5 protein-coding genes are annotated in these 3,725 nt (G+C 38.7%); 2 read left to right on the top strand and 3 right to left on the bottom strand.

What is annotated here, in order from left to right:
- Positions 1–424 precede the first annotated feature (424 nt).
- Positions 425–751 carry a hypothetical protein gene (locus RUW00_RS22675; protein ID WP_315956819.1) on the top strand — a complete coding sequence of 109 codons (327 nt, stop codon included), beginning with the start codon at positions 425–427 and terminating at the stop codon, positions 749–751.
- 175 nt (positions 752–926) lie between these two features.
- On the opposite strand, the gene RUW00_RS22680 is transcribed toward RUW00_RS22675, so the two are convergent.
- Together RUW00_RS22680 and RUW00_RS22685 are read right to left on the bottom strand one after the other, a co-directional pair.
- A complete protein-coding gene (locus RUW00_RS22680; protein ID WP_315956820.1) occupies positions 927–1,958 on the bottom strand; it encodes a DUF2325 domain-containing protein in 1,032 nt (343 codons plus the stop codon).
- Between the two features lie 198 nt (positions 1,959–2,156).
- Positions 2,157–2,336, bottom strand: coding sequence for a hypothetical protein (locus RUW00_RS22685; protein WP_315956821.1), 180 nt, complete (start codon positions 2,334–2,336; stop codon positions 2,157–2,159).
- 151 nt (positions 2,337–2,487) lie between these two features.
- Between RUW00_RS22685 and RUW00_RS22690 the strand changes: the two genes are divergently transcribed.
- Positions 2,488–2,679: a hypothetical protein gene (locus RUW00_RS22690; protein WP_315956822.1), complete on the top strand. Its 192-nt coding sequence runs from the start codon at positions 2,488–2,490 to the stop codon at positions 2,677–2,679.
- Positions 2,680–2,816: 137 nt separating this feature from the next.
- On the opposite strand, the gene RUW00_RS22695 is transcribed toward RUW00_RS22690, so the two are convergent.
- Positions 2,817–3,365 carry a MerR family transcriptional regulator gene (locus RUW00_RS22695; RefSeq protein ID WP_315956823.1) on the bottom strand — a complete coding sequence of 183 codons (549 nt, stop codon included), beginning with the start codon at positions 3,363–3,365 and terminating at the stop codon, positions 2,817–2,819.
- Between the last annotated feature and the right edge of the window lie 360 nt (positions 3,366–3,725).

Consider the following 3,725-nt stretch of genomic DNA (forward strand, 5'->3'; position numbering starts at 1 on the left):
CAGCTTCAATGAGCCGCGGAGAGTCCACCGCAGAGGCGCTACCGGTACACTCCCGATCGCCCCGTAAACGCGGGGCGTTTTCGCCTTCAGATGCTCTCCTGCCGGCGCCGCATCGGAACCGACGGCCGCGGATCTCCTTCAGCAGCCAGGCATTCCGTCCTGGCTATGACAAAAAAGCCGGCATCTGGCCTGATCTGAGTCTTGCTGCTCCTGCCGCAAGGTCTACGATCTTTCCAAGAGGAACCATTCCCCTATGCATTCTTGAACGCCCTGTAAACGTGGTGTGTCTTTCGCCGTCAGCGTGTATACCCCTTATTGCCTCGCTGTTCCTGTGCTGATGGTTCCTGAAATAAGGATATTCCTTACTAAAAAAGAAAAGTAATGATAAAGTTATTCATACAAAGAGTGAAAAGAGGGATTTGAATTGGCAGATTTTATTGTGAATAAGGCAGGAGCAAAGGTTTATAAAGATATTAATAAACACAGAGTCTTAAATGTACCAGCTTTATCAAATGAAAGTGAGAAGGGGACTGTATATAATGTTCTTTCTGTTGGATTTTTAGGAGGACAGAGAGAACCGATTGTAACTGTTAAAGAAACTGATGGAGAAGTGGTAGTATACCGTTTACCTTATGATCTAGTTGGTTGGATAGAAAATTTTATGGGAATGAAACTTCATGGAATCGATTCGTTTCCAGCAAAAGTGGAGTTTGGCAAATTAAACGGTAGAGTGTATGCAGAGGTTCTGTAACTGAGGGTTAATTAAGGTGAATGAAATAAGTTGAATCGTTCTGCTTGTTAACGTCAACAAACTAGAAGGACAGGGCTATGAGTCACTCGGAAAGAGCGACTCATAGTATTTAGTTAACATACAATCGCGATTAGAGGCGGTAGCAATGCCATTTAGGCCAGCGAATTAATAGGTCTCATTCTAATACTAAAGACTTTGCGGTTTGAACGAGACTGCTTATTCCTCTACTATCTGTCAAAGTGAATGGTTTTTCATACTTTTTTGCAAATTCTTTTGCTTTTTCTGCTGTGGGATGATTGATATTTAATTTCATAGTGATTAACATGTCACAACTTTTAACCATACTTTCAAGCCGCTTGGTATTTTCATTGCCGTAAGCATGGATGAGCTCTCCCCCGACACTCGTTATTGCTTTTTCAAATTCACTCGTTCTGGTACCGCCTAACACTAGTACCTTTTTTCCGTTCAATTCATTTGTTATTGTGGTGGTATCTAATTTTGGATTTTTAGTTTTATAATAGGAAGAAGGAGAAGGTGCAGCATGTTTGATTTCATCCGTATTATGTTTCCATATCACTTTGAAAACATCTACATTGTCACTGTAATAAGCTATATCAACAATTGAACCGATCTCAAGGTCCTCCCTTGTTCTTGTATCCTCATTGATAAGAAAAGTATGTGGTGCATCATTATATTTTATGGATTTGATTTTTCCGTCATTATCTAAGTATTCAGAGGCAACTAGCATAGAATCGCGATTTGACAGAACACAATAATTTAATTGAATTCGGTTTGTTTGCTTGCGATTTTTGCCCTTTTCAATTAACTCAAAATGAAATTTTTCATTTCCTAAATGGACTGCTGAAATTAAATCTCCATCTTCAAATTGTTGTTTTCGTATAATGTTTTCGGGAACATATAAATTAATCTCTTCTATAATTCCTCCTTTCAAAAGTCTTTTAAATTCATAACAATTTATCTGTTTTGCTTTTTCGTCTGTCTCTTTTAGTTGAATATGTTCCACATTTTTTTTTGAGCATGGCTCTAATTCATGAGAAACCGATACTTTTAAAGCAGCTAAGCTCTTAATAAAATGAAAATAGGTGGATAATTCACCTTCAATTTCTTCCACGTTGTCCAGTGTCAGTTTTTGAATTATCTTTCCCATTTCACAAACGGCTTCCTGAGCAATATTTTGTCTGTTCATGGCAATCCCCTCTCTTTAATTTAATAACTGCACTTTAAGAATACAGTATCTGCATGAGGCATGATACTTTATAATGAAAAGAAGCCCTTGATAAAGGGCTATGAATTTTAACGAATAAGATCGTGATAAATGATAAAAATAATTATATAATTGAACTGCACACAATCATGGCCAATGGTGGTCAGACCTTTTGCCATATTATCTTTTTTTTAAGGAGAAGCTGATTTTGAACTCAGTTTCTCCTTTTTTTATTTGTTTTAGCGCCTGTGCTAAGTATAAAAGCATTACTAAAAACAAAAGGATAAAAACGGCCCACCAGGGCATATCTGATACCCTAGATAACAGCGCTTCTATGAAAATTTGAAAACTATTTAACATTTCTTCACCTCCCATAATATTATTATATTAGTTTTTGAGAAAATTACAGACCGTTTGTTATCAAGTAAAGAAACCGCTTACTTGTGAGGGGGGAATGTATTTATTTTGAAATAGTCAACTGGTAGTATATATTACAGGGGGTGATTTGGGGGTGACGAAAGGGGCCTCGAAAGATAAGAATAGATTTACTGAATGGAAAAGCTCTTTTTGCCTATTTATTTTCCTTTTAGACTTAAAGAAGCTTCCTCTTCCTTCAGAAGCTTTAAATTGGGAATTGAATAAGCTGAGAACTGAAATTCGTTTGATGCTTGAGAAACATAACGAAATACCAAATGAAAATTAAAGTGTTTGGTGTGATTAGTTGAAAAAAGGGCCATCCAGCCGAAGTTAAGATATTTAGTCTTTGGCCCGCTCTTATCTGGATAAGGAAAGGAGTAAGAAGGATTTTATAGGTGTGAATGTTCTGAGGACAAGGATGAACTAAGCTTTTGAAAATAAACGTTTCCAAAAACCGGATCTTTTTTTAGAATCGACGGCAGCTGCTATTTCGGGATTTTTCTGTTCTCTATTTTCTTGGATTGCCTTTAATAGTTGGCGATCTCTTCTTTCAATTTCATTATTCATTTTGGATTCTAAAATTGTAAGAAATGTTTCCCTTTCCTCTTCTAATGCTGTTTTCAACTGTTCGCTAATCAGTTGTCTTAGCTCATTGCTAGAAAGGACAATATGTTTTTCATTGCTATCATGTAACTCAGTGGAGTTATAGTGTTGATCCTTTTTGGCGACTGTACTCCTAACAGCATTATTAAGTGGCACTGACGATGATAGGAGTTGCTGAAGTGATTTTAAACAGTTAATATCATTTTGAAAATATATTCGTTGATCCTGGTCGTTCCGTGTAAAAGTGTAGCCGGCCTTTTCCATTTCAATAGACCACCTTCTAAGTGTAGAGGGTGTTATTTTTAATTTATGTGCCACGTCTTTTGAAAAAAAGCCATATTCTCCTCTATGATTGGTTTCACTTGTCATAAAATAAATCACCTCAGTTATCTATTCAACCTTATTTTTACTATCCCTTTAAATCCTAATAAAATAGATATATTTGAGTGGTACTCCAAAAGAAAACGCCCCGCGTTTACGGAGCGATCAGGGCTGCACCGGCAGCGTCGTGAAATCTCCGCGGCTCATCGAAGCTGCGGGGGCAACCGGATTCCGGAGCCGACCAGGCGCCGGCTTTTTGTGTTCTGACCAGGGCGGAATGCCCTGGCTGCTGAAGGAGATCCGCGGCCGCCGGTCCCGATACGGCGCCAGCAGGAGAGCATCTGAAGGCGAAAATGCCCCGCGTTTACAGGGCGATCAGGAATGCACCGGCAGCGCCGCGCCATGCTC

The sequence above is a fragment of the Bacillus sp. IS1 genome (assembly GCF_032461585.1).
Lineage (GTDB): Bacteria > Bacillota > Bacilli > Bacillales > Bacillaceae > Bacillus > Bacillus velezensis.